This is a genomic window from Paenirhizobium selenitireducens ATCC BAA-1503 (assembly GCF_900492185.1).
GTDB lineage: Bacteria > Pseudomonadota > Alphaproteobacteria > Rhizobiales > Rhizobiaceae > Allorhizobium > Allorhizobium selenitireducens_A.
In genome coordinates, this window is record NZ_UEYP01000006.1 from 240,028 (window position 1) to 265,264 (window position 25,237).

Below are 25,237 nucleotides of genomic sequence, written 5' to 3' on the forward strand. Positions count from 1 at the left end.
CTTGACGTTAGGGAATCCGCAACGCAATCTCGCGCCAAGTCCGGAGACCTCTGGAGGAGGGGCCAGGCCGGACGTCACCGCCCGCGGGGAGTGAGGCGCGGGCAATACGGGAGGTATTGCGAATGACAGTGCTTTTAGGCGTCATATTTTGCGGTCTGCTTTCGGTGGTCTATGCGGTCTGGGCGACGCGCTCGGTGCTGGCCGCCGATCAGGGCAATGCCCGCATGCAGGAAATTGCCGGTTATATTCGTGAAGGTGCCCAGGCCTATCTCGCCCGCCAATACCTCACCATTGCCATTGTCGGCGTCGTGGTCTTCATCGGGACCTGGCTGTTGCTTTCCGCAACGGCGGCGATCGGTTTCCTGATCGGCGCAGTTCTGTCCGGTGCTGCCGGCTTCATTGGCATGCACGTCTCCGTCCGCGCCAATGTCCGCACGGCCCAGGCCTCGTCGCAGAGCCTGGCCGCCGGTCTCGACATCGCCTTCAAGTCCGGTGCCATCACCGGCATGCTGGTCGCTGGCCTCGCGCTGCTCGGCGTTTCCATCTACTTCTACATTCTGACCGTGGTGCTCGGCCATGAGAGCGGCTCGCGCGAAGTCATCGACTCGCTCGTCGCCCTTGGTTTCGGCGCCTCGCTGATTTCGATCTTCGCGCGTCTCGGCGGCGGCATCTTCACCAAGGGTGCCGACGTCGGCGGCGACCTCGTCGGCAAGGTGGAAGCCGGCATTCCTGAGGACGACCCGCGCAACCCGGCGACCATCGCCGACAACGTCGGCGACAATGTCGGTGACTGCGCCGGCATGGCCGCCGACCTGTTCGAGACCTATGCGGTCTCGGTGGTTGCCACCATGGTTCTCGCTGCGATCTTCTTTGCCGCGACGCCATCGCTTGAAATTGCGATGATCTATCCGCTTGCCATCTGCGGCGCCTGCATCATCACCTCGATCATCGGCACCTTCTTCGTCAAGCTCGGCACGAACGGCTCGATCATGGGCGCGCTTTACAAGGGCCTCATCGTCACCGGAGCGCTGTCCATCCTCGGTCTTGGCGCCGCGACCTCGCTGACCATCGGCTGGGGCTCCATCGGCACGGTCGCCGGCATGGACATCACCGGCTGGAACCTGTTCATCTGCGGCATCCTTGGCCTCGTGGTCACCGCGCTGATCGTCGTCATCACCGAATACTACACCGGCACCAACAAACGGCCGGTCAACTCGATCGCCCAGGCCTCGGTTACCGGTCATGGCACCAACGTCATCCAGGGGCTTGCCGTCTCGCTGGAATCGACCGCACTCCCGGCGATCGTCATCGTCGGCGGCATCATCTCGACCTACCAGCTTGCCGGCCTTTTCGGCACGGCGATCGCGGTGACCACGATGCTTGGCCTCGCCGGCATGATCGTCGCGCTCGACGCCTTTGGCCCGGTTACCGATAATGCCGGCGGCATTGCCGAAATGGCCGGCCTGCCGTCGGAAGTCCGCAAGTCGACCGATGCGCTCGATGCGGTCGGCAACACGACCAAGGCGGTCACCAAGGGCTATGCCATCGGCTCGGCCGGTCTCGGCGCGCTGGTGCTGTTCGCCGCCTATTCGAACGACCTGCAGTTCTTTGCCGCCAACAGCGACAAGTACCCTTACTTCGCCAACATGGGCGACATCTCGTTCAGCCTGTCCAACCCTTACGTCGTTGCCGGTCTGATCTTCGGCGGCCTCATTCCCTATCTTTTCGGCGGCATCGCCATGACGGCCGTCGGTCGGGCCGCGGGTTCGATCGTCGAGGAGGTCCGGCGGCAGTTCCGGGAGAACCCGGGCATCATGCTGGGAACGGTCAAGCCGGACTACGGCCGCGCCGTCGACATGCTGACCAAGGCGGCGATCCGGGAAATGATCATTCCCTCGCTTCTGCCGGTTCTCGCTCCGCTTGTCGTCTATTTCGGCGTGCTCGCGATCTCGGGCTCCAAGGCATCGGCCTTCGCGGCGCTCGGCGCCTCGCTGCTCGGCGTGATCGTCAACGGCCTGTTCGTGGCGATCTCGATGACCTCGGGCGGTGGTGCCTGGGACAATGCCAAGAAGAGCTTCGAGGATGGCTTTGTCGACAAGGATGGCGTCAAGCACCTCAAGGGCTCGGATGCGCACAAGGCCTCGGTGACCGGTGATACCGTCGGCGATCCCTACAAGGACACCGCCGGCCCGGCCGTCAACCCGGCGATCAAGATCACCAATATCGTCGCGCTTTTGCTGCTTGCCGTTCTGGCTGGCTAAGCCTCGGGTGCAAGCGTATGAAAAGAAAAAACCGCGGAAGCTGGCTTCCGCGGTTTTTTCAATGGAGCGAGGGAAATACCGATCCGGTATTCCCAGGCGGTTGTCAGATGCCGCCGAGCAAGTTCTTGACGCTGTTGGCGGCGCCGCCGCCACCCGACAGGATCTGCTGCAGGAAGGTGAGGTCCTTGCCGCCCGTCGGCGTGGTGCGCGAGATCATGTCGAAGACCTTGCCGTCCTGCATGGTGTAGTTGGCGCGCTGCGAAACCACGCCGTCCTTGTCGAAGTAGATCGCCAGGATCTGCTGCTCGACCAGCTTCTGCTTCATGAAGGCGACGGAACGGGTGCGCTTCTGCGAGATGTAGTAGAACACTTCGCCATCGAAGGTGGCGGTGGTCGAAGGCGTGCCGAGCGACAAAAGCACCTGTTCGCGGCTCGAGCCGACCGGCACGAGGTCCAGCGCGTCCTGGTCGACGACATAGCCGTTGTGGAAGACTTCCGACGTGGTGCAGCCGCTAAGGCTGGCAACCGAAAGAGCAAGGGCGAGGGCAGTGCAGCCGAGAACTTTTCTGTCCGATCCGAGATACCGCATTTCCAACCACACGTCTCCAATGACTCGATGAGGCCACCCGACTGGGTCGACCGCAAAACCTGATGCGCATACCATTGTGGCCTTTCCGGGGTCGAAACCGGTGCTGCCTAACCCTATCGGGACCAGGCAGCCGGCTGCCCGGTAACGGCCTCGAGGTTCGGACCGGACGGCAGAAACGGCATTGCAATTCACGTCTGCTTCGGTAAACCAGCTTTCGCAATCATGCAACACGACCCAGGGCAGGCGAACCGGTTCCCTCGGTTCTTTTTGGTGAAATGAATGCTATTCGGGTTCTTCCGGCAGAAAAAGCACAACCGGCTCATCGTCGAGCGCCAGTATGCGGCATTGACCGCCACCGCGCGAACGCCTGGTTTCTATGAGCAACTCGCCGTGCCCGATACGGTTATGGGCCGCTTCGAAATGTTGTCGCTGGTCCTGATTCTCTATTTTCGCCGCACGCGCCAGTCGCCGCGCAGCGGTCAGGAGATCGCCCAGGAGATCGTCGACGCCTTCTTCGAGGATGTCGATCATTCCATCCGGGAACTGGGGGTCGGCGACCAGGGCGTGCCGAAGCGGATGAAGAAGCTGGCCGGGATGTTCTACGGCCGGCTGGAATCCTATGCCGCAGCGCTCGACAAAGATGACCGGGACCTGTTGGCGTCGGCCCTTCGGCGCAATATATATCCCGAAACGGGCGAAGATGCGCCGGATATGGCCGGTCTCGCCGAATGGATGATGGACATCGAGCGCAAGCTCCGCGTCCTCGATGAAGGGGTCGTCGAGACCGGCACCGTCCGGCTCGATCCTCCCGGAGGTTTGCTCTGATATGACATCGCACAACAAGGACGCCGATCAATCGGCCTTCTCCTACCGGGTCAAGGTCGGCCATGTGTCGGCCAATCCCGTGCAGGTGCACGTCGAGGCCGATGCACGCGAGCGCGCAGCACTCGCAGACCTGTGGAAGGTGGAGGCGGTCAATCGGCTGAAGGCCGACCTGCAGATCAATCGCTGGAAGAAGGACGGTATCCGCATTCGCGGCCAGGTCGACGGAGAACTCGTGCAGGCCTGTGTCGTGACGCTCGAGCCGGTGGTCACCGAAATCCGGCAGGAGATCGATCAGATCTTCGTGCCCGAAGGCTCGAAGCTCGCCCGCATCGTCACCGACGAGGCCGGAGAAATGCTGCTTGATCCCGAAGGGCCGGACCTGCCGGAAACCTTCGTCGGCGACACGATCGACGCCGGTGCCCTGGTTGCGGAATTCGCAGCCCTCGGCATCGATCCCTATCCGAAGAAGCCCGGTGCGCAATTTGCCGGACATATCGAAAGCAATGATGCCGAGGACCGGCGACCATCGCCCTTCGCCGTGTTGAAGGACTGGAAAAAGGACTGATCGCGGCCGCAACATCGGTGAATTGGGTTGTGCGGTACAGCGAAACCGGTATTTTGGCCGAAATTTCGCCGGGCAGCGAATAAGAAGGATCAGGCATAAGTGATCAGAATTTCTCTTGACGCCATGGGGGGCGACTTCGGCCCCGAAGTCGTCATTCCCGGTGCTGCCAAGGCGCTGGAACGGCATCCCGACATCCAGTTCGTTCTGTTTGGCCAGCAGGAGCGTTGTCTGCCGCTCCTCGCCCAGTACCCGAAGCTCAAGGAAAAGTCGGTCTTCCATCATTGCGATGTGGCGGTCGCCATGGACGAGAAGCCGAGCCAGGCCCTGCGTCGTGGCCGCTACGTCTCGAGCATGTGGCGCTCGATCGAGGCGGTCAAGACCGGCCAGGCCGACGTCGTCGTCTCGGCAGGCAATACCGGTGCCCTGATGGCGATGGCCAAGTTCTGCCTGCGCACCATGGCGACGATCGAACGGCCGGCGATTGCCGCCATCTGGCCGACCCTGTCGGGCGAGAGCATCGTGCTCGACGTCGGGGCGACGATCGGCGCCGATGCCCAGCAGCTGCTCGACTTCGCCCTGATGGGCGGCGCCATGGCGCGCGCCCTGTTCGAGGTGGAGCGTCCGCTCGTCGGCCTGCTCAATGTCGGCGTGGAAGAGATCAAGGGCCAGGAAGAGGTCAAGGAAGCCGGGCGCATGCTGCGCGAGGCCGGTCTCGACACCATGGACTATTATGGCTTCGTCGAAGGCGACGATCTCGGCAAGGGTACGGTCGACGTCGTCGTGACCGAGGGCTTTACCGGCAATATCGCGCTGAAGACCGCCGAAGGCACGGCCCGGCAGATTGCCGAATACCTGCGCGCCGCCATGTCCCGCACGCTGCTGGCCAAGATCGGCTATCTGTTCGCCAAGGGCGCGTTCGACAAGCTGCGCGAGAAGATGGACCCCCGCAAGGTTAATGGCGGTGTGTTCCTCGGGCTGAACGGCATCGTCATCAAGAGCCATGGCGGCACCGATGCCGAGGGGTTCGCTGCTGCGATCGATGTCGGCTATGACATGGCGCGCAATGGCCTGACGCAGAAAATCGAAAATGATCTGAAGAAATATCATGCCCGGCATCCGTCTTCGGCCGGACCGGAAGCGGCATGATCGACGGGGTTAGGAAGACAATGATCCGTTCTGTTGTTCGCGGTTTCGGGGCAGCGCTCCCGAAGCGGGTGGTGACCAATCGCGAATTGGAGGAGACGGTGGAAACCTCCGACGAATGGATCGTGCAGCGCACGGGCATTCGCCAGCGCTATGTCGCCGGCGAGGGAGAGACCACGGCGTCGCTCGGGGCCGAAGCGGCCCAGAAGGCACTTGACAACGCCGGTCTCACGGTCGCCGACATCGACCTGATCATCTGTGCGACGTCTACGCCGGACAACACATTTCCGGCGACGGCCGTCAATATCCAGAACCGCCTCGGCATGCATCACGGTTTCGCCTTCGACATGCAGGCGGTCTGCTCGGGCTTCGTCTATGCGGTCTCGACCGCCGATCTGCATATCCGTGGCGGCATGGCCCGCCGCGTCCTGGTGATCGGCGCGGAAACCTTCTCGCGTATCCTCGACTGGACGGATCGCACCACCTGCGTCCTGTTCGGCGACGGCGCCGGTGCCCTCGTGCTGGAAGCGGCCGAAGGCGAGGGGACCAATGCCGATCGCGGCGTGCTCTCCTCCCACCTCCGCTCCGACGGCACGCACAAGGAAAAGCTTTACGTGGATGGTGGACCCTCGACGACCGGCACGGTCGGCCATCTGCGCATGGAAGGACGCGAAGTCTTCAAGCATGCCGTCGGCATGATCACCGATGTGATCGAGGCAGCCTTCACCGCAACCGGCACGACAGCCGACGACATCGACTGGCTGGTGCCGCATCAGGCCAATCGTCGAATCATCGACGGCTCGGCCAAGAAGCTCGGCATTCCGCTGGAAAAGGTCGTCGTCACCGTCGACCTGCACGGCAATACCTCGGCGGCCTCCATTCCGCTCGCCCTGTCGGTGGCGGCGGCCGACGGGCGCATCAAGAAGGGCGACCTGGTGATGCTCGAAGCGATGGGCGGTGGTTTCACCTGGGGAGCCGTGCTCCTGCGCTGGTAGCCGCACGGAGGCGAAATAAAGGATTTGTAACAAGCGCTTGACCGTCAAGCCCAAGGGCAATACTCTCTGGCGAATTCAACAAGATCATTGATTTAAGCGGACGAGAGCCATGGCCGGTAAGACAGTGACGCGAGCGGATTTGGCGGAATCGGTCTTTCGCAAGGTGGGCCTTTCGCGTACCGAATCGGCGGAACTGGTCGAAACGGTGATCGACGAGATCTGCAACGCGATCGTCCGTGGCGAAATGGTCAAGCTATCGTCCTTTGCCACCTTCCAGGTTCGCAACAAGAACGAGCGTATCGGCCGCAATCCGAAGACCGGCGAGGAAGTGCCGATCTCGCCCCGACGCGTGATGACCTTCAAGGCGTCGAACGTGCTGAAGCAGCGCATCCTGCGATCGCACCTGCAGCGCAAGGCCAAGCAGAAGCCGCAAAACCCGGCGACCTGACCACGAAAACCGTGGACCGTTCGGCCGAGCCTCTCGGGCTGCTTGAAATTTCCGATACAAATCTTTGAAATAGCCCGTGAGTCGCGGCTTGTCCGCGCTATCTGTTGGCAGGAGCGGTAAGATGGAGTTGGAAAAGAGCCCGGATGCCTTTCGCACCATTAGCGAGGTGGCCGACGATCTCGATCTTCCCCAGCACGTGCTGCGCTTCTGGGAAACCCGCTTTCCGCAGATCAAGCCGATGAAGCGTGGCGGCGGTCGCCGCTATTATCGCCCGGACGATGTCGAATTGCTGAAGGGCATTCGCCATCTGCTCTACGATCAGGGTTACACGATCAAGGGCGTGCAGAAACTGCTGAAGACCAACGGCAACAAGTTCGTCATGGCGGTCGCCAGCGGCGATCTTGCGACGATGGAAGCGCTGATGGCCGCCGGCGCTGCCAAGGCGGAGGAGCCCAAGCTCGGGCCCCCCGAGGAGGACCAGATCGTCGGCCGGCCCAAGGTCAAGGCCAGCGGCCGATTCTTCGGCTTTGGCGCAAGCGAAGACGACATGCCTGAAATCTCCGTCGGAAAGGGCAGTTCGGTCGGCAAGGAAGACCGCGCCCTGCTGCAGGAAGCCCTGTTCGATCTCCTGGAATGCAAGCGCCTTCTCGATCAGGTCCGGTGACGACCGGACTGTCGAGACCGCGCGTCCGGCTCTGACTTTGGCCGGTACAGGCGGCGCGGGCGCCGCCTGCCTGTCGGGTCGTCAGGCGTAGACGCTTACGCTATAGGTCCCGGCGTCGCTGAAAGACACCGAAGGCGAAGCCTGCGGGGCATCGTCAGCATCCCCGTCATTGACTTCGCGTCCGTTCGCTCCTTCGTCGCCGTCGGCGGCTGCGGCCTTCTCGGATCCGGTCGAAGAGGCGGCGGAGAGTATGAGATCACCAAAGCCGGAAAAGGAGCGGCTGGCGCTCGAGACCGAGACGGTCGGTGTGCCGCCTTGCTTCGGCGTATCGGACTTGGCCGTGGATTGGGCCTGCGTCGGCGGTGCCGCAGCATAGGATGCAGCCTTGCCGAGGGATTCTATTGCATACATGGACACTTTACCTCTCCCGGCCTTTGCATCATGCGATCGGTCGGGGCTCTGAAAACGTCGGCTTCATCCCGACGCAAGCCTTGGCGCCATTGATCGGTCAGCGGCGGTGCTGGTCCATTCGGCATCGATGCGTGTGTGGCGAACGCCACTCGTGGTCGATTCTAAGGCCCGCAAGCTGACAGGTAGCTGACCGTACGCAATCGGGGGGGCCAGAAGACGCGCCGGTCTCGACGCGCTTTGGACTTCCAGGGCAGGTGTGGCTGGTTTGATGGTTTTTGGCCCGCCCCGAAACTTTCCGCTTGCGCCGCTGTGGCTGAATGTCTAAGGGAAGCAAGCCGTTTCGGCAGGTCGGGGCGTAGCGCAGCCCGGTAGCGCACTTGACTGGGGGTCAAGGGGTCGCGTGTTCGAATCACGCCGTCCCGACCAATAAACTCTTGATATCCCTGGTTATACTCGAATGCCGCCGTTGGCGGCTTTCGTCGTTTTGGGCTTTCCTGCCTCAGGATGTGATTTCCATCTTCGCGGCGACACGAGCTTACCTTTCATAGTCTCAGGCCTTACTTTCGCCACGTCTCAAGGACGATGTTGAGCACCCTGTCCCCGGTGAGGTCGCTATGCTCTATATGTCCCTGTATGGTTTCAGTTTCGATCGCTACAATCAGACATTCTACGCTCAGGCTACCGTCGACTATTCCTATTACGACCCGTACACGGGCGAAGACCTGAGCGACTGGAGTTTCCAATCCACGGTCGATGGCTCTGTCGTTGGCTCCGGATCCGGGTCGGGCTACGTATCCTTCGTTGCGTTCAACGACTATGTGGGAACCGGCGTCCAAACGATCACCGCCACGGTCTCCAGCGACTGGACAGACGAGGCGGTCGTTTGGCGCGCCCAGCTCGTCAACGATACGCTCGCGACGACTGGACGGTATTATTACGGCTCGACGGGCATCGATATCCTCTTCGGCAGCGACTACGCCGACGACACCTACCTGGGAGGCGGCAATGACTTTGCCGCCGGCGGGGCAGGAAGCGACCTTCTGAACGGCGAAGCGGGGGTTGACGAGTTGCACGGCGGCGACGGCGCCGATTTCCTTCATGGCGGCAGCGGCGCTGACGCCATGTGGGGCGACAGCGGTAACGACACCTATTACGTCGATAACGCCCGCGACCAGGTATTCGAGGATGCCGCAAGAGGCTATGACCGCGTCTATTCCAGTGTGAGCTATGCCCTTGCGACGGCCGAGCATGTCGAGGAGTTGCGAACGACGAACGACCGTGGCACAGGGTCGATCAACCTGACCGGCAACGAACTGGTCAATACCCTGGTCGGCAATGCGGGAGCCAACGTCCTCAACGGAAGAGGCGGCGCCGATCGCATGTTCGGCCTCGGCGGGAATGACACCTACATCGTCGACCATGCGGGCGACGCAGTCATCGAGACTGCCGGCAACGGCACCGACCTGGTGAGGGCCTTCGTCAGTTCAACGCTCTCGGCCAATGTCGAGATGCTGTATTTGGAAGGCACCGCCGCGATCAACGGCGTCGGCAACGACCTGGCGAATACCATGCGTGGAAACAACGCCGCCAACATCCTGAACGGGAGGGGCGGTGCCGACCACATGTGGGGCTACGGCGGCAACGACACTTATGTCGTCGACAATGCCGGCGACGTGGTCAGCGAAGCGGCAGGTTCGGGCATCGATACCATTCAGACGTCGGTCAGTCGTAATCTGGAGGCCAATGTCGAGCGCATCGGGCTGCTCGGGAGCGCCAACCTTAGTGCCGGTGGCAACGGCCTTGCGAATGTGATCGTCGGCAATGTCGGTGCCAACAGGCTCAATGGCGCTGCCGGCAGCGACACGCTGACCGGCGGCGTGGGAAACGATACCTTCGTGTTCAATTCCGCCCTTGGCTCTTCCAACATCGATACGATCCGGGATTTCTCGAATTCCACCGGAAACAACGATGTTATCTGGCTCGAAAACGGCATTTTCAGTGCACTGACGGCGACCGGAGTGCTTGCGGCGACGGCATTCAAGAACCTTGACCTGGGTGCCGCCGATAGCAACGACCGGATCCTGTACGATCAGGATCGCGGCGATCTCTACTATGACCGCGATGGTTCCGGGACCGCTTATGCCGCCGTCAAGATCGCCGAGATAGCGAATTTCGCCACGCTTACGCACGCCGACTTCTTTGTCATCTAGGTCGTGACTGATCGCAGCCGGACGGGAGCTCAGCGCTTGCTGTGCTCGTCGTCTTGGGGCGGTGCGAAGGCACGGCGGCGTCCGTGCAAAGCGGGTGCCGCCATTTTTTTCCGCAAGGGCGTCACGCCAGCCAGATCAGCAAACTTGGGGAGCCGGACGCCCGCCGCAGGGCGGGGGTCTTTTTGTATCAAAGGACGTTCCTGCCCTATAAATGCTGCATCGCGGCATTATATTTGTTATCAGGTCCTCCGCATGGGAACCGGAGCGCGCGGCGGGCCTTTAGACGGGGAGAGATACTTCGAGTTTTTCGAAAAGGAATCCCTTTTTCATGCGCCTCAAGATTCCCATGCCGTTTTCCTTCATCCTCGGCCAGCAGAAGAAGCTGCGGAAGAAGATTTTGAAGGCCATGCCTTCACTCCCGCTGACCGCGCCGGCCCGCACGGTGCGCCCCCGCAAGCCGCGCACGGTACGCACCCGCCTCATCGAGGTTACCGGCTTCGGTACCAATCCCGGCCACCTGCGCATGTTGGAATACGTGCCGCCGAAGGCGCGCAAGGGGGCTCCACTCGTCGTCGTCTTGCATGGCTGTCTCCAGACGGCCGATGATTTCGACAGGGGCAGTGGCTGGAGCGCACTGGCCCGTGAGGGCGGTTTCGTACTGCTCTATCCGGAGCAGCGCAAGTCGAACAATCCCAATCTCTGCTTCAACTGGTTCCGCCCGAGCGCCGTGGCCCGGGATCGCGGCGAGCTGATGTCGGTCCGGCAGATGATCGACAACGCCTGCAGCCGGCACCATGTCGACAAGAAGCGCATCTACATTCAGGGCCTCTCGGCCGGCGGCGCCATGGCCTCGGCCCTTCTCGCGACCTATCCCGAACTGTTCGCCGCCGGCCAGATCGTCGCCGGACTGCCGTTCGGCGCGGCGCGCGATGCCATGTCGGCGCTGTCTGTGATGAACTCCGGGATCAATCGCACCCCGCAGGAATGGGGCGATCTTGTGCGTGCCGTCACGCCGCAGGCAAAGAAGATGCCTATGGTTTCGATCTGGCATGGAACGGCCGACCGTGTGGTCTCGGTTGCCAATGCCCGCGCCACGCTTTCGCAATGGCTTGACTTCTACGGCCTCGAAGAGGCGGACGGCAAGGCCGTCACGATCAAGGGGCAGGCAGCCAGGGTCTGGCACGATGCGGCTGGAAAACCGCTGGTCGAGTTCTGCCTGATCGAAGGAATGGGCCATGGCCTGCCGATCATGGCGAAGCGCTCGGCGAGCGTGAAGGCCGGTATGCCTTACATGCTGGAGGGCGGCATCAGCGCGCCGACCCATTTGAACCGGGCCATCCTGGCGAGCCGCTGAAGCGCTATTGGCTGGCGTGCGCTTGAAAGAAAAAAAGCCCGGAGAACCGGGCCTCTTATGAGCAGGAACCAGTGTCAGCCGCGTCAGGCCGCCGTCGGGATACAGTCTGTTTCAGTTCTCCTGGATCTTCACGCCGTCGCTTCCGATGGTCATTTCAACGCCTTTGGGCTTCGTCTCCTCGCGGTACAGGTAGACACCCAGGCCGACGACCACGACGATCAGCGCGCCGATGACGAGATAGAGACCATTGTTCCGATTCATGTATTGCTCCTAAAAGGTGTGACGGGCAATAAACCGGCAGACGCGCTTTTGTTCCCTGACGATTGCAGGTTTCAGCCGTCATTGGTCGCGTTGAGATTTTCCGGCCGCAGGCCCTCGCCAGTGTCGTGGCGGGCGGCAAGCCTTACCCCCATCCCACCGGGAGGACAATCCCCGTCGGCGAGAAAGGCAATGCCGGCGTGCTCGAAGGCGCTGCGGAGGGCGAGCAGGACGGCCTGGTCGGGCGAAGCGGACTTCTCCTCCTCGATCTGCAGGACCATGAAGGCGGATACGCCGCTTTTCGCCGAAATCTGGTCGACACTGAGGCCGAGGAGCGCTCGTGCGGCGCGGATCTGAGCGGGTGTGATCATGAGAAGGAATATGGCGGATGTGCAGGAAAAATCAATCGCGCACCCCATGTCGACCGGCGAGGGCCTGGCGATAAACGTCGAGCGTCTGGTCGACCATGGCGTGGACGCCGTAGCGCCCGCTGCGCGCGCGCGCGGCGTCGGCCAGTCGCGCGCGTGTTGCCGCGTCGCAGAGCTTTGTCATGGCGGCGATGAGCGGTGCGCTGTCGTCGCTGTTCGGCACGACGAGGCCGTTGACGTCGTGGTCGAGCACATTCGCCGTTCCGCCGACATCGGTCAGGATCATCGGCAGCCCGGCGGCCGCACCTTCCAGCATGACATAGGACATCGCCTCGTAGCGGCTGGTCATGACCAGCACGTCGATCGCCTGCAGCACTTCCGCTCCGGGAACGCCGGACTCGACGACGACGCGATCCGCGATGCCGGCCGCCTCGATCCGGCGCCGCAGGTCGGCCTCCAACTCGCCGCTGCCAATCATCAGCAGGCGGGCACCCGGCATATCTCTCGCGATGGCGGCAAAGGCTTCAATCAGCCGCTCCGGGGCCTTCTGAGGCGAAAGCCGGCCGATGAAGCCGAACACCAGCGCATCCTCGGGCAGTCCGCACTGCGAGCGGACTTCCCCGCGCCGCCCGGCCGGGATCGCGCCGACGCCATTGACCACGAGGGCGAGGCTTGAAGCGGGAATGCCAAGTCCGAGCGCGTGGTCGTATTCATTCTTCGATACGCAGATCACCCGGTCGGTAAAGAAGAGTCCGAGGAGACCTTCGATCGCGCCGAACACCAGACGTCCCTTCGACGACAGGCTCGGATCCATGGTGCGAAACGCGTGCGGGGTGTAGATGCGCGGCACATGCGTGCCGGGCAGGCGAATGCGCGTCAACGCACCGGCCTTGGAACTGTGTCCGTGAATGATGTCGAACGGGCCTTCCTCGCGGATCACTCGTGAGAGGGCGCGCCATGAAGCGAAATCTCCGGGCCCGACAGCGCGCAGCATCGGCAGGGCGATGACCTTGGCCAGATCGAGTGCCATCAGTTCGCGAACGAAGCGCTCTTCGGCCCGGACGGGGGAATAAACGGCCGTCACCCGGTGGCCGTGCGCCTTCAGGCCGCCACACAGGTCGACGAAATGGCGGCCGGAGCCACCGCCGCTCGGTTCGAGCACTTCGAGGATGTCCAACGGTGTCTCGCTCTTTTTCATGGGTCAGGCAGGCAAGGGGCTGCGTCGCAGCGCCCGCTGATGGCGCCATTCCAGCGCGCCGCAGCCCCAGACGATGCCGAGCAGCAGGTAGAAATGCCGCCAGTGGTCGGTGTCGATGACATTGCCGATGATCACGTGGCCGATGATGACGATCCAGGCGATCATCAGATAGGGCTGCCAGGGGCGGTCGCGCAGCAGGAAGCGGAATCCGATTGTGAGCGTCCACACCATCATGGCGACGTAGGAGACGAAGCCGAGCCAGCCGTAGCTGGTCAGCGACTTCAGCCAGATATTGTGCTCGTCCTCGGGGAAGATTTGGCTGAACACCATCGGTCCGATGCCGAGGGGGTTTTCCATCATCATCAGGAAGCCGATGCGGTGGCGGGCGAAACGGCCGAGATGGCCGCCGTCGTATTCCTTGACCAGAGTCGTACGGTCGAGAAACAGGTTGCGGACCTGTTCGAACTGCAGCGCGATCACCACGGCCACCACGAGCAGCACGACGGCCGCCAGCGAGAGCAGGAGGATCTTCAGCCGGAAGGCCCCCGTCCGCTCCTTCAACAGCAGGATGAAGACCAGCGCGACGGCGGAGAACAGGAACAGCGCCCAGGCGGCGCGCGAGAACGACAGGAACACGCCGAGCGCAATGATCAAGAGGCCGGCGACCCGGAGCGGCGCCGATGAGAGTTTCCCGGTCAACAGGCCGTGCATCAGATAGAGCGCTGGTGCAATGAGGAAGGGGCCGAAGACGTTGGGGTCCTGGAATGCACCTTTCGCGCGGTCATAGAGGGTGAAGGCCTCGGCGCCAGGGAAGGCGTGAAAATAGCCGAGGATGCCAAGCAACCCCGTGATGATCGCCGCCGCCACCCAGGCCTGGAAGATCAATCGAAGACGCTGGTGGCGGTGCTCGATGATCGCCGCATAGAAGACGGATGTGAGCGCCAGGAAGGTCGAGACCGCCAGATACATCGGCCCCGTGCCGAGATCCTTCATCACGGTCAGCGACAGTATGCCGCCGACATTGAAGGTGAGCAGCAAGGCCAGAAGCGGGGCGACAGCGCGCGAGATCTTCAGGCCGAGCAGGAACCAGACGGCAACCTGCAGAACCATCAGCAATTCGTAAGGCGCCGGTTCCGACATGACGAAACCGGAGAGGAAGACGCCAAAGGCCACCATTGCCGAGCCGAACAATGTCAGGACCGCGATCTGCGGCCTGAACGCTACCGGGTGATGGGCGTCGATCGTGCTCAATACGCATTTTCCGTGTTGAGCAGGCGGAACGGCGTGAGGAACAGGATTTTCAGGTCGAACAGCAGCGACCAGTTCTCGATATAGTAGAGGTCGTAAGCGGTGCGGAACTTGATCTTGTCGTCATTGTCCACCTCGCCGCGCCAGCCGTTGATCTGGGCCCAGCCGGTGACGCCGGGCTTGACCCGGTGGCGGGCAAAATAGCCTTCGACGACATCGCCGTAGAGGCGGTCATGCGTCTGGGCCAGAACCGCGTGCGGACGCGGACCGACGAGCGAGAGGTCGCCCCTGAGCACGTTGAAGATCTGCGGCAGTTCATCGATCGAGGATTTGCGGATGAAGCGGCCGACGGGAGTAACGCGCGGGTCGCCCTTGGTGACGGCCAGACGCGCCGTCGGATCGCTCATTTCCGTATACATCGAGCGGAACTTCAGCACGTTGATGACCTCGTTGTTGAAGCCGTGGCGCTTCTGGACAAAGAGCACCGGACCCTTGGAGGTCGCCTTGACGGCGATCGCCGCGCCGATGAAGACCGGCCACAGCAGCAGCAGCGCGACGATGCTGAAGAAGATGTCGAAACCGCGCTTGGCGACCGAATCCCAGTCGCGGATCGGTTTGTCGAGAATGTCGAGCATCGGCACCGCGCCGACATGCGAATAGGAACGCGGACGGAAGCGCAGGCTGTTGGAGTGGGCGGCAAGGCGGATGTCGACCGGCAGGACCCAGAGCATCTTGAGGAGGTGCAGGATGCGAGCCTCCGCCGAAAGCGGCAGCGCGATGATCAGCATGTCGATATGGGCAAGCCGGGCGAATTCCACCAGTTCAGCGATCGTTCCGAGCTTGGGATAGCCCGCGACGACGTCCGGCGAGCGGGCTGAGCCGCGATCATCGAAAATGCCGCAGATACGGATGTCGTTTTCCGGCTGCTGCTCGAGCGCGCGGATGAGATCCTTGGCCGGTTTGCCGCCGCCGACAACCACGGCACGTCGCTCCATGATGCCGTTGCGGGCCCAACGGCGGATACCGAAGCCGACGAGGTTGCGTTCGACGAACAGGAAGGCGAGGCCGAAGCCGTACCAGGAGACGAGCCAGTCGCGGAAATCCAGGCCACCCGGGCGGAACAGGAAGAGGGCGAGCGCGATCAGGGCCGCCGCCAGCGTCCAGCTGCCGGCGATGCGCGGCAGCGCCCGGAGCGGCGTGCGCAGCGCCGAAACCTGATAGCTGTCTGCGATCTGCATGAACAGCACGGCTAAGGCAGAGCCCGCCAGGCCGACGAGGAGATCGGTCAGGAAGCGCGACGACGGATCGTTGAACAGGAAATAGTGGACCCCAAGCCCGATGGCGAACAGGCTGACGAATTCCAGCAGGCGCAACTGGCCGGTGACGATCGAGGGCGAATAGTTCTCCTCGCTGAACTGGGTGGCGATCTGTTTTGCCAGCGGATTGATCTCCGCCTCCTCACCGGGGGCCGTCGCCTTGCCGGGCTCACCGCTTGCCGAGACCTTACGGCGCAGGGCGTCGATATCGAACTGTTCCGGCTTTTCCATCTGGTTCATCGCAATATCCCGCTGGTTGCCGCGAGAGAATAGCCGAGACTTGCTAAGAAACTTTTGAGAACCGGAGGCAGAGTGGGCATCTACGGGCCAAGGTTGGTTCGATTCGGCACAGAACAGCGAGCGTCCGCCGTGAACTGAGGTTTGACACGGATCAGCAAAGCGTGACACGGATCGTCGTATGTGATGGCCTGGCCGACCGCCGATGCACAACGGGATGCTTGTCGATGGAAAAGAAACACGTCTTCAACTTCAGCTATTTCCTCTTCGCTTTCGCCCTGCTGATGGCTTTCCAGGCCTGGATCGGCTATCGCGACTATGCCCAGCTCACCTACAGCGACATGATGCGCATGGTCGGGGAGGGACGCATCGCCTCGGTGACCCTGACCGAGAGCAGGGTGGAGGGCGAGTTCAAGGAGCCGGTCGACGGCCGCAAGTATTTCATCGCCAACCGAGTCGATCCAGAATTCGCCGCCCTGTTCGAAAAGGCGGGCGTGAAAATCACCGGCGCCAGCGACAGCAATTGGCTGACCTCAATTCTCTCCTGGGTCCTGCCGGTCATCGTCTTCTTCGCGCTGTGGTCCTTCTTCTTCCGCGGCATTGCCGAAAAGCAGGGCATGGGCGGCCTGATCAACATCGGCAAGTCCCGCGCCAAGATCTATCTCGAACGCAAGACCGGCGTGACCTTCGACGATGTCGCCGGCATCGACGAAGCGGAAGCCGAGCTGCAGGAAATCGTCTCCTTCCTCAAGGACAAGGACCTCTACGGCCGGCTCGGCGCCCGCATCCCGAAAGGCATCCTGCTAGTCGGTCCGCCCGGCACCGGTAAGACGCTGATGGCGCGGGCGGTCGCCGGCGAGGCGGGTGTTCCCTTCTTCTCGATCTCCGGTTCCGAATTCGTCGAGATGTTCGTCGGCGTCGGTGCCGCCCGCGTGCGCGACCTGTTCGAGCAGGCCCGTCAGGCGGCACCCTGCATCATCTTCATCGACGAGCTCGATGCCCTTGGCCGTGCCCGCAATTCGTTTGGTGGTTTTGGCGGCAATGACGAGAAGGAGCAGACGCTCAACCAGTTGCTCGCCGAGCTCGACGGCTTCGACCCGCGGGTCGGCATCGTGCTGCTAGCCGCGACCAATCGGCCGGAGATCCTCGATCCGGCACTGATGCGCGCCGGCCGCTTCGACCGCCAGGTGGTGATCGACCGTCCCGACCGGAAGGGCAGGGCGGCGATCCTCAAGGTCCACATGAAGAACGTCACCATCGAACCGAGCGTCAGCGTCGACGAGATTGCCGGCCTGACCCCCGGCTTCACCGGCGCCGATCTGGCCAACCTGATCAACGAGGCGGCCATCCTTGCCACGCGCCGTGGCGGGACCACCGTCGCCATGGAAGACTTCGTCGCCGCCGTGGAACGGATCATCGCCGGCGCCGAACGCCGCAGCCGCATCCTCAACGCCGATGAGCGCCGCCGCGTCGCCTATCACGAGATGGGCCATGCGCTCGTGGCTGCCGGTCTGCCCTCGGCCGATCCGGTGCAGAAGGTGTCGATCATTCCCCGTTCCATCGGTGCGCTCGGCTACACGCTGCAACGCCCGACCGAGGATCGCTTCCTGATCACGGCGGGCGAACTCAAGGACCGCATGGTGGTGCTGCTCGCCGGCCGCGCCGCCGAGGATCTGGTGTTCGGCGAAATTTCCACCGGCGCCGCCGACGATCTGGCCAAGGTGACCGACATTGCCCGCGAGTATGTCACCCGCTTCGGCATGGATTTGTCCGTCGGCCAGGCGGTGCTGGAGCCGCAGCGACAGCAATGGCTGGATGACGGCCAGTTCCGCACGCGGCCTAAGGATTATTCCGAGGCGACGGCGCGCGAGGTCGATCTGGCTGTGCGCAAGTTGATCGACGAGGCCTACCAGAAGGCTAAGCAGGCGCTCGAGGGGCGGATCGTCGAACTGAAGGCGGGCGCGAAGCTGCTCCTGGAACGCGAGACGCTGACGCCCGACGACTATGAACCGCTGAGGCGGGCGGAGCCGCCTTCGAAGAGCGCTGCCGAATAAGGGTTGCCGCCTTATCGACAAGGCGCCACTCAGTGGCGGGCGAGCCGTTCGCGATAGAGGTCGGCCATCTGCTCGGCCATGGTCGAGGCGGAAAACCTGGCTCTGAAGGCTTCGGGCTCCGGCATGGTCGCGCCGTGCCAGTCGGGCGTGGTGACGGCGCGCGCCATCACACGGGCCAGGTCTTGCACATTGCCTGGCTCGACCAGGGCATCGCTGTCTTCGCCCAGCACCTCCGGTATGCCGCCGACGCGCGTCGCGATCAGCGACTTTCCCGCGGCAAGCGCTTCAAGCACGATATAGGGCATCGCCTCGGCGCGGGACGGGACCACCACGATATTGGACATGGCGAAGGCTTCCTTCACGGGCATGGCGGGAAGCAGGCCGATGCGCCGGCCATAGCCGCGCTGCTCGATCATGTCGCGATACTTGTCCCGATCCGGCCCGTCGCCGACGATAAGCGCGCTCAAGGGATGTCCGACCATGCGCTCGGTCTGCGCAAAGGCTTCGATGAAGACATCGGGGCCTTTCAGGTCGCGCAACATGCCGACATAGATGAAATGGAGGCTGTCGGACCGCGAGGGGATGACGGCGAAGTCGCGGTCGCTCAGGCCGTTATAGATCATCCGGTGGGCGCAGCGCGGCACGCCGATCTTGGTTTCGTAGGTCCGGCGTTCATAGTCACAGACGAAGATAATGGCATCCGTCAGGCGCTCGAGCATTCGTTCCGCGGCAAAGACGGCGCGGCCCGACAATGAAGCCTGGTCGAAATGCAGGCTGCCCCCGTGGGGTGAATAGAAGCGGGCAACGCGATACCTTTTCGCCCGCAAGGCTGAGCCGATTGTACGTGCCACGACGCCACCCTTGGCGCCGTGACCGTGCAAGACATCCGGCCGCAATTCTTTGATTTCCTTGTAGCTCTTGTGAAGCGCCGAGACGTCGCCGAAGCCGACCGACCGGGCAATCGGTATCCGGTGCAGGCCAAGCGCGAGATAGGGCATGATCTGCTCGAACAGCCGGTCCTCGTGCTCGCTGCCCGTCGTGCTGTCGCACACGATGCCGACCTCATGGCCGGCCCGGCTGTGCTGTTCGGCAAGATCGCGCACGTGGCGGAAAATTCCGCCGACAGGCGACCTGAAGCAATGGACAATGCGTAGCGACGGGCCATCCTGCATGGATCAGAACAGCCGTTCGCGCACGTAGATCGTATCTCCGGCGAGGATCGGATCGGTGATCGGAACGCGGCCGGTCAGGATGTTGCCGTTGATCTTGCGCGTCACGTCGACGTCGCGCTGGTTGGCGCGGGGCGAGAAGCCGCCGGAGACGGCGATGGCGTTTAGCACCGTCATGCCCGGAACATAGGAATACTGGCCCGGCTGGCCGACCTCGCCCATGACGAAGATCGAGCGGTAGCGGTCAAGCTCGATGGTGACGTCGGGGTCGCGCAGGAAGCCTTGCTTCAGCTTCTGGGCAATCACTCCTTCGAGCTGGGTGACGGTCGCGCCGCGAGCGGCGACCTGTCCGACGAGCGGGAAGGCGATGTAGCCAGCCTGATCGACCGTGTACGTATTGGTCAGGCTCTGTTGTTCGAACACCGTGATGCGAAGCCGGTCGCCGCTGTCCAGGCGATAGGGCTGGATCGTTGCCTCGTGGAAGACCTTCGGCGCGGGCCGGTAGGTCGCACAGCCGCTCAGGGCCGCAGCTATCAGCGCGACAATGAGCAACATCATTCCCCTAGTGCCAGCCGATGACATGCGCGGTCGCGCTCCCGATGCAAGAATTCGATAGCTCCGTTATCTTTCGGTTAGGGTTAACGGCCGGTAAAGACGAGGGGCGTGCTTTGACCTTTCCTGCCAAATTGTCCCTGGCAGGCTTCGCTGGCTCCCGGTCTTGATCGGTTAACGCTTGGGTTACCATGATCCTTTACACTCTCGCGAGATTGTACCGGGAGTTGGGCATGTCGAGCGTAGGCAACGGTCACCAGGACGTAGATATCGATCTCGCGCAGCTGTTTCGCGCAGTGTGGCACCGCAAGGCGCGCATTCTGGCGGCGACGGCCCTTGTCGGGTGCCTTGCTTTCGTCGGCGCCAGCATGCTTTCGCCCAAGTACAGCAGCGAGGCGCGCATCCTGATCGAGCCGCGCGAGCCGAATTTCTCGGTGCAGGGCAACCTCCAGACGACGGCCGAGCCTTTGCCGGACGAACTCAACATCGTCAGCCAGGTGCAGCTGTTGCAGTCGGTGGACCTGATCAAGCAGGTGGCGCGGGACCTGAAGCTCTACGAGCTGGAGGAGTTCGATCCCGACACCAGTCCCTCCGGCGTGTCCGACCTGCTGGTCATGCTCGGCTTGAAGAAGAATCCGCTCGACCTCGCCCCGGAGGAACGGGTCCTGAAGGCCTTCCAGGAGAAGCTGCAGGTCTATCAGGTCGAGAAGTCCCGCGTCATCGGCATCCAGTTCACCTCGAAGGATCCGAAGCTCGCCGCCGCGATCCCGAACGCAATCGCCGACGTCTATCGCCAGCTTCAAAGCGGCGCCAAGCTGGACAGCAATTCCGACGCCGCCCGCTGGCTCGAGCCGGAGATCGCCAACCTGCGCGAGAAGGTGAGGGAGGCCGAGCAGAAGGTCGCAGAATACCGGGCCTCGACGGGTCTCATGCCGATCGGCGAAACGACGAACTTCTCCTCGCAGCAGTTGAGCGACATTTCCGCCGAGCTGGCGCGGGTGCGGGGCGAGCGGGCCGATGCCGAGGCGAAGGCCGACAATGTTCGCAATGCGTTGAAGAGCGGAAAATCGACGGATGCGCTGGTGGCCATCACCGGCAATGAGGCGATCCAGCGATTGAAGGCCAGCGAGTCGGAAATCCGCAGCAAGATCGCCGATCTGTCGACGACCCTGCTCGATGGTCATCCGCAGATGAAGGCCCTGCGCTCGCAACTCTCCGGCATTCGCGAGCAGATCACGGCCGAGTCGGCGAAGATCGCCTCGGGCCTGGAAAACGATGCCAATGTGGCCCGGGCGCGCGAGACCCAGCTCATTCAGCAGTTGAACACGGTCAAGGCCGATAGCGCCCGCGCCGGCACGGACGAGGTCGGGTTGAAGACGCTCGAGCGGGAGGCCGTGGCGCAGCGCCAATTGCTCGAAACCTATCTGGCTCGCTACCGCGAGGCGACCACACGCCTTGACAAGAACGCCAGCCCCGCCGACGCGCGCGTCATTTCCAACGCGACCGAACCGCAGGAAGCAAGCTTCCCCAAGGTCATCCCGATCACCATCGTTGCCGCCCTTGCGACACTGATCATGAGTGCGGTGGTGGTGATGCTGGCCGAACTGTTCAGCGGCAGGGCCTTGCGTCCGGTAAGCCCTGCGGTGCGAAGGGAAGAGCCGGGCACGGCCGAGGAGGCCGGCGTCGCATTGCCGCAGGACCGCGTTGCTCCCTCAGCCGCGACGACCCAGACCGTTTCTACAGGCCGAGGCCTTCCGGCCAGCCTTCTTTCCGTGCAGGCTGACGAGACTTCGGCCGACGAAATCGAAGAAGACGTCAAGCGGGAGGAAGATGCCGGAACGACGCCATTGGACGGCAACGAGTTCTCCATCGAGACGGTTGCCGACTACCTGATCGATTCCCGGGCGCGGATCGCCTTTGCCATCTCGCCGTCAGGCGACGACGGTTCGACCGCGACCGTCATGCTGGCGCGCGAACTGGACGAGCGCGGACGCAAGGTGGTGCTGATCGACATGACAGGATCGGCCTGCCCGACCTGGCTGATGGCGGCGCGCAGGGATCTCCCCGGCATCACCGACCTGCTGTGTGGTGCCGCACCTTTCTCCGAGACGATCCATCCCGACCGGCTCTCCGGCGCCGACGTCATCCCGCAGGGCAATTCCGATGTGCGGCAGGCCATGCGTGGGGCCGATCGCCTGTCGATGATCGCCGACGCGCTCGCCGACGCCTACGACCTGGTGCTGGTGGAATGTGGCCCGGCCAATGCCGAGAGCGTCGCCCGCCTCAGCCGCAACGGCGACCACGAAATCATCCTTTCCGCGCCCAACCCGGACGAACAGGAGCTCGTGGAGATCATGGCCGCCTTCGAGAAGGTCGGCTATTCGGACCTGGTGCTGATGAGCGGGACGTCCGCCCGCAGCAGTGCTGCCAAGCGCAGCGCGGCCTGATCAGCTGTCGGTGCCGGTCGAGCGGATCGGCACCTCGTCGGCATGCGCCCGCAGCCGCTGGATGACGGAATAGAGCTGCGGATTGCCCTTGATCACCGCCTTGGCCCGGGTCATGCCCCGCTGTGCGAGACCGGCCAACTGCCCTATCGTGCTGATCGGCACGAGGATATCGTGCTGCACGGTTTCAACCGTGCACCAGCTTCGCTTGTAGCCCTGGTCGCCGAGGCCGAAATCGAAAAGGCTCGCCCCTTCCTCGCAGGCGCGCTCGATCATCAACCAGAACAGCAGTTCGCCGGGGCTCGCATCCGCAACCAGGTCCTCGTCGATCGAACCGAATTGGCAGATCACATGGTCGCCTTTGCGCGACAGTCCGGCAATGGCTGCGATCCTGCCTTTGAATTCCCCCTTCAACCGGATGGCGTGCAGTTCGAGCGGCGTGTCGTGGCTACCTGTGTCGACATCCAGCAGGAGGCGGAAGAACGCCTGGGTCTCCGGTGCCTGGAAGACGTTGGGAATCCCGATTGCCTTGAATCGAATGGCCTTCTGCTCGAAGAATGCGTTGAGCATCGCGTTCTTTTCCTTGGTCGTCTGCGCGATGACATGGTCGAAACCACCGGCCGCGTCGAGCCTGCGGCACTGGTGGCGGAACTTCTTGCGGCGGCGCTTGGCGTTCAGTTGGCCGATCGTCTGTTCGAAGTCGGCCATCAGCGGCAGCTGGAAGGCATGGTTCTGGTTTTCGATGGCAGGCAGGCTCGCAAGCGGGTGGCGTTCGCCGCGCCATTCGAGCGGAATGTTGGTCAGGCTGACGAGGTCGGCCCGGCCGGCGAGCAGGTCGGTGAGAGCCTGGCGGATCAGCGCTGCCTCGGCGGGGCCCGCACTGGCACGGAATGCCGCGGAGAAAAGGCCGCTATTGATATTGTTGAACCGCGCGGCGATGAACTGCGCGCTCCTCACCATGCCGTGCCGGACAATTTCGAGAGGCAGAATGAAGACGGTTTCGCCGTTCCACCGGCCGAGAATGATGGCCAGCGGATTGCGGTGCGCCTTCACCCAGGACGCGCACCAGTCATAGGCCTGGTGGAGCGAATTGGCGGAATCGGCTTCAAGCTTGCGCCATTCGGCCTCCAGCGGTTCCATGCGTTCGAAAAGGCGGATTTCCAGATCCTGGATCAGGGGCATGCCGCCCTCCCTCGGGCTTGTCTGCGCGCTGGGCGCGGCCACGCCTGCCGTCACTTCTTCAGTGCTGCGAAATTCCAGCGACGATGTCTGCACGGTCCTTCTCCGACGGATGACGCTCTGCGCGAACCCTAGCGAACGGAGAGGGAAGAATCGGTTAGCGACGCAGGCCGGTGCAGGATTTCCGCGAGTTGCGGTTATCGACCGGTTAACCGCCCGATATTTGAGTTCGGCCGCTTTTATTTACGGATCGGCCCGGCCATCCATTTGATGATCAGCATGGCCGGCAGGATCCACAAAATGCCGGACAGCAGAAAATAGAGGAGGTGCACCCACCAGGGGGAAGTTCCGAGATAGGCGGAGGCGATGGTGGTTGCGAGAATCGCGTATAGGATGACGAGGCAGATGATCAGAATGGTGCCAATGAATTTGCGCAACCTGAGAGGCATCGACTATCTTCCTTCTCCGCGATCAGCGGGAACTTCCCAACGGGGACGCGACCGCTTGCCGCAAACAGTCGGGCTTGTTTTGCACAGCCATGTCATGCAAATCAACAGCTCAAATGAGGATTGACGAATGACAAGTGCGACGAGCGTCGATGAAATTGCGGTGCGCCGAAAGATCGGCCGTCTGGAGAGCAACCGGCGGGCGATCCGCCTCTGGCTGGGGGTGGTGGTCCTCACGCTGTTCTGTCTCGTTCTGGTCGGCGGTGCAACGCGTCTGACCGATTCGGGCCTGTCGATCACCGAATGGAAGCCGATCCACGGTGTCATTCCGCCGCTGTCGGCGCAGGAATGGGAAGAGGAGTTCGCCCTTTACCAGCGCATTCCGGAATACCAGCAGATCAACAAGGGAATGACCGTCGACGAGTTCAAGACGATTTTCTGGTGGGAGTGGGGCCACCGGCTGCTGGCGCGCGGCATCGGCCTGGTCTTTGCTCTTCCGCTTCTTTACTTCTGGGTCTCCGGCCGCATCGAGCGCCGCCTCAAGCTTCCGCTGCTCGGCCTGCTGGCGCTCGGCGGCTTTCAGGGCTTCATCGGCTGGTGGATGGTCTCCTCGGGCCTCGCCGAGCGCGTCGATGTCAGCCAATATCGGCTGGCGACCCATCTGGTCATCGCCTGTCTGATCTTTGCCGGCTGCGTGTGGATCATGCGGGGGCTGGCGCCCCATAGCGACGATCCGGTTCCGTCTGAGGCATCGCGCGGCTGGGCCGCAGCCCTTGCCCTGTTCTCGTTTTTCCAGATCTATCTGGGTGCCCTCGTCGCCGGCCTTGATGCCGGCCTGTCCTACAATACCTGGCCGCTGATGGACGGAGCCTTGGTTCCGGGCGGCTTGTTCGTCCAGAATCCGGCCTGGATCAACCTGTTCGAGAACCCCAAGACGGTGCAGTTCGTCCATCGTCTCGGTGCCTATGTTCTCTTCCTCGCGGCGCTCTGGCATATGGTGCAGTGCCTGCGGCAGGGACCGGGCACCACCCATGCCCGCCGCAGCGTGGTGCTTTTCGCGCTCATCACGCTCCAGGCCGCACTCGGCATTACCGCCCTGGTCACGCAGGTGCAGCTCCATGCGGCTCTTGCGCATCAGGGGGGCGCGCTCGTGGTGCTCGGCTTTGCCGTGGCCCATTGGCGCGGCTTCCTCGGCGCCTATCCGCCGGAGGTGCTGGTCGTCGAGCGGGATTGACGGCAAATCTGGGCGTCAAAATAGCCCTGCGCAAAAAGAAACCGCGAAAGGCCGAGCCTTCCGCGGTTT

At 62.9% G+C, this 25,237-nt stretch carries 23 protein-coding genes and 1 tRNA gene; 13 read left to right on the forward strand and 11 right to left on the reverse strand.

The genetic code is table 11. From position 1 onward, the window contains the following. Positions 1-122: 122 nt before the first annotated feature. Positions 123-2,261: a sodium-translocating pyrophosphatase gene (locus RHIZ70P_RS13145; protein WP_115670755.1), complete on the forward strand. Its 2,139-nt coding sequence runs from the start codon at positions 123-125 to the stop codon at positions 2,259-2,261. A gap of 103 nt (positions 2,262-2,364) precedes the next feature. Here the strand turns inward: RHIZ70P_RS13145 and RHIZ70P_RS13150 are convergent, their stop codons facing one another. Then, on the reverse strand, positions 2,365-2,862 hold the full coding sequence (locus RHIZ70P_RS13150) for an outer membrane protein assembly factor BamE (RefSeq protein WP_115670756.1): 498 nt from the start codon (positions 2,860-2,862) through the stop codon (positions 2,365-2,367). A 267-nt stretch (positions 2,863-3,129) separates the two neighbouring features. On the opposite strand from RHIZ70P_RS13150, the gene RHIZ70P_RS13155 reads away from it, so the two are divergent. From RHIZ70P_RS13155 to RHIZ70P_RS13180, 6 genes are all read left to right on the forward strand, one after another. Continuing rightward, positions 3,130-3,675, forward strand: a complete 546-nt coding sequence (locus RHIZ70P_RS13155) for a ubiquinol-cytochrome C chaperone family protein (RefSeq protein ID WP_115670757.1) — start codon at positions 3,130-3,132, stop codon at positions 3,673-3,675. A gap of 1 nt (position 3,676) precedes the next feature. Beyond that, positions 3,677-4,240 carry a YceD family protein gene (locus RHIZ70P_RS13160; RefSeq protein ID WP_115670758.1) on the forward strand — a complete coding sequence of 188 codons (564 nt, stop codon included), beginning with the start codon at positions 3,677-3,679 and terminating at the stop codon, positions 4,238-4,240. Between the two features lie 99 nt (positions 4,241-4,339). Further along, the gene (gene plsX / locus RHIZ70P_RS13165; RefSeq protein WP_115670759.1) at positions 4,340-5,386 is read left to right on the forward strand and encodes a phosphate acyltransferase PlsX; all 1,047 of its coding nucleotides are present in this window, start codon (positions 4,340-4,342) and stop codon (positions 5,384-5,386) included. A gap of 20 nt (positions 5,387-5,406) precedes the next feature. Further along, positions 5,407-6,378 (forward strand): beta-ketoacyl-ACP synthase III, encoded by a 972-nt coding sequence (locus RHIZ70P_RS13170; RefSeq protein ID WP_115670760.1) that lies wholly within the window; start codon positions 5,407-5,409, stop codon positions 6,376-6,378. Between the two features lie 109 nt (positions 6,379-6,487). Further along, on the forward strand, positions 6,488-6,826 hold the full coding sequence (locus RHIZ70P_RS13175; RefSeq protein ID WP_115670761.1) for an integration host factor subunit alpha: 339 nt from the start codon (positions 6,488-6,490) through the stop codon (positions 6,824-6,826). A 127-nt stretch (positions 6,827-6,953) separates the two neighbouring features. Beyond that, on the forward strand, positions 6,954-7,490 hold the full coding sequence (locus RHIZ70P_RS13180) for a MerR family transcriptional regulator (RefSeq protein WP_115670875.1): 537 nt from the start codon (positions 6,954-6,956) through the stop codon (positions 7,488-7,490). An 81-nt stretch (positions 7,491-7,571) separates the two neighbouring features. On the opposite strand, the gene RHIZ70P_RS13185 is transcribed toward RHIZ70P_RS13180, so the two are convergent. Continuing rightward, entirely contained in the window at positions 7,572-7,901 is a 330-nt protein-coding gene (locus RHIZ70P_RS13185) for a hypothetical protein (protein WP_115670762.1), read from the reverse strand. A 349-nt stretch (positions 7,902-8,250) separates the two neighbouring features. Between RHIZ70P_RS13185 and RHIZ70P_RS13190 the strand changes: the two genes are divergently transcribed. From RHIZ70P_RS13190 to RHIZ70P_RS13200, 3 genes are all read left to right on the forward strand, one after another. Beyond that, a tRNA-Pro gene (locus tag RHIZ70P_RS13190) sits at positions 8,251-8,327 on the forward strand. Positions 8,328-8,515: 188 nt separating this feature from the next. Continuing rightward, on the forward strand, positions 8,516-10,111 hold the full coding sequence (locus RHIZ70P_RS13195; RefSeq protein WP_115670763.1) for a calcium-binding protein: 1,596 nt from the start codon (positions 8,516-8,518) through the stop codon (positions 10,109-10,111). A 328-nt stretch (positions 10,112-10,439) separates the two neighbouring features. Beyond that, the gene (locus RHIZ70P_RS13200; RefSeq protein WP_115670764.1) at positions 10,440-11,465 is read left to right on the forward strand and encodes an alpha/beta hydrolase family esterase; all 1,026 of its coding nucleotides are present in this window, start codon (positions 10,440-10,442) and stop codon (positions 11,463-11,465) included. A gap of 111 nt (positions 11,466-11,576) precedes the next feature. Here the strand turns inward: RHIZ70P_RS13200 and RHIZ70P_RS23040 are convergent, their stop codons facing one another. From RHIZ70P_RS23040 to RHIZ70P_RS13220, 5 genes are all read right to left on the reverse strand, one after another. Further along, positions 11,577-11,726, reverse strand: a complete 150-nt coding sequence (locus RHIZ70P_RS23040; RefSeq protein WP_181904020.1) for a hypothetical protein — start codon at positions 11,724-11,726, stop codon at positions 11,577-11,579. Between the two features lie 71 nt (positions 11,727-11,797). After that, a complete protein-coding gene (locus RHIZ70P_RS13205; protein WP_115670877.1) occupies positions 11,798-12,094 on the reverse strand; it encodes a helix-turn-helix domain-containing protein in 297 nt (98 codons plus the stop codon). A gap of 31 nt (positions 12,095-12,125) precedes the next feature. Continuing rightward, positions 12,126-13,268, reverse strand: coding sequence for a glycosyltransferase (locus RHIZ70P_RS13210; RefSeq protein WP_235842224.1), 1,143 nt, complete (start codon positions 13,266-13,268; stop codon positions 12,126-12,128). A 24-nt stretch (positions 13,269-13,292) separates the two neighbouring features. Beyond that, positions 13,293-14,540 carry an O-antigen ligase family protein gene (locus RHIZ70P_RS13215; protein ID WP_115670766.1) on the reverse strand — a complete coding sequence of 416 codons (1,248 nt, stop codon included), beginning with the start codon at positions 14,538-14,540 and terminating at the stop codon, positions 13,293-13,295. After that, positions 14,537-16,093: an undecaprenyl-phosphate glucose phosphotransferase gene (locus RHIZ70P_RS13220; RefSeq protein ID WP_115670767.1), complete on the reverse strand. Its 1,557-nt coding sequence runs from the start codon at positions 16,091-16,093 to the stop codon at positions 14,537-14,539. Before RHIZ70P_RS13220 ends, RHIZ70P_RS13215 begins: the two co-directional genes overlap by 4 nt. 224 nt (positions 16,094-16,317) lie before the next feature. Here RHIZ70P_RS13220 and ftsH point away from each other — a divergent pair, with 224 nt between their 5' ends. Continuing rightward, positions 16,318-18,144, forward strand: a complete 1,827-nt coding sequence (gene ftsH, locus RHIZ70P_RS13225) for an ATP-dependent zinc metalloprotease FtsH (protein ID WP_115670768.1) — start codon at positions 16,318-16,320, stop codon at positions 18,142-18,144. A 29-nt stretch (positions 18,145-18,173) separates the two neighbouring features. Here the strand turns inward: ftsH and RHIZ70P_RS13230 are convergent, their stop codons facing one another. Together RHIZ70P_RS13230 and RHIZ70P_RS13235 are read right to left on the reverse strand one after the other, a co-directional pair. Next, a complete protein-coding gene (locus RHIZ70P_RS13230; RefSeq protein ID WP_115670769.1) occupies positions 18,174-19,316 on the reverse strand; it encodes a glycosyltransferase family 4 protein in 1,143 nt (380 codons plus the stop codon). A 3-nt stretch (positions 19,317-19,319) separates the two neighbouring features. Further along, positions 19,320-19,871 carry a polysaccharide biosynthesis/export family protein gene (locus RHIZ70P_RS13235; RefSeq protein ID WP_419178295.1) on the reverse strand — a complete coding sequence of 184 codons (552 nt, stop codon included), beginning with the start codon at positions 19,869-19,871 and terminating at the stop codon, positions 19,320-19,322. A 227-nt stretch (positions 19,872-20,098) separates the two neighbouring features. Between RHIZ70P_RS13235 and RHIZ70P_RS13240 the strand changes: the two genes are divergently transcribed. After that, the gene (locus RHIZ70P_RS13240) at positions 20,099-22,312 is read left to right on the forward strand and encodes a GumC family protein (protein WP_115670771.1); all 2,214 of its coding nucleotides are present in this window, start codon (positions 20,099-20,101) and stop codon (positions 22,310-22,312) included. On the opposite strand, the gene RHIZ70P_RS13245 is transcribed toward RHIZ70P_RS13240, so the two are convergent. Then, positions 22,313-23,584 carry a GNAT family N-acetyltransferase gene (locus RHIZ70P_RS13245; RefSeq protein ID WP_419178296.1) on the reverse strand — a complete coding sequence of 424 codons (1,272 nt, stop codon included), beginning with the start codon at positions 23,582-23,584 and terminating at the stop codon, positions 22,313-22,315. Positions 23,585-23,727: 143 nt separating this feature from the next. After that, entirely contained in the window at positions 23,728-23,937 is a 210-nt protein-coding gene (locus RHIZ70P_RS13250; protein WP_115670773.1) for a DUF2842 domain-containing protein, read from the reverse strand. Positions 23,938-24,064: 127 nt separating this feature from the next. Here RHIZ70P_RS13250 and RHIZ70P_RS13255 point away from each other — a divergent pair, with 127 nt between their 5' ends. Beyond that, on the forward strand, positions 24,065-25,168 hold the full coding sequence (locus RHIZ70P_RS13255; protein WP_115670774.1) for a COX15/CtaA family protein: 1,104 nt from the start codon (positions 24,065-24,067) through the stop codon (positions 25,166-25,168). Positions 25,169-25,237 lie beyond the last annotated feature (69 nt).